At 64.7% G+C, this 624-nt stretch carries 1 pseudogene; it reads left to right on the top strand.

The annotated features are described in order from the left end of the window. Nucleotides 1-505 precede the first annotated feature (505 nt). Nucleotides 506-624 (top strand): annotated as a pseudogene (locus GPL81_RS30915) (serine hydrolase); the annotation flags it as partial.

Here is a 624-nt window from a genome sequence, read left to right as displayed (position 1 = left end):
AAACAACCACCCCCCCCCCCCCCCCCAAAAACAAAAAAACCGAACCAAAAAAAAACAAAAAACATCAGTTAGAAAGCGAGATTTGCGATGGCTAAATCCCAAATTTTCCTTTTTTGGGGTTATAAGCCCCCCCTTTCCATCTATACAACCTACTAAAATAATTTTCTGAAATTTCGAATCCCCGTACCCCCCACCATCCACCCACCCCCCCCCGCCGCCCCACCACCCCCCACCAACCCCCCCAACCGTCCCCCCCACTCCCAACCCTATCCCCCCCCCACCATACACACCCCCCAGAACAAGCAACCCCCCCCCCCGCCCCCCCCAACGACCCGCCCCACCCCCAATTCCCACCATCCGCTGCCCCGCCCCCCCACCAGTGCCCCCCCCCCCACCCCCCCCCGGACCCGCCCCCCCACCAACCCCCCCGCCCTCCCCCCACCCCCAGGCCAACAGGGTGATGCCGTTCCCCGCCGGCAGGTGTGACCACATGCAGCCAGGGTCGGGGCCCCCCCGCCCGTGCCCCGCCCCCCCCGCCGATACCTTCGCCGCACTGGGGCATTGGGGCCAGGCGATGTACGTGATTCCCGGCGAACATCTGGTGATCGTGCGCTACGGCGATGA

Origin of the sequence: Pseudomonas izuensis, assembly GCF_009861505.1 — a bacterium.
Taxonomy (GTDB): domain Bacteria; phylum Pseudomonadota; class Gammaproteobacteria; order Pseudomonadales; family Pseudomonadaceae; genus Aquipseudomonas; species Aquipseudomonas izuensis.
This window is presented reverse-complemented; position numbering and strand designations above follow the sequence as displayed.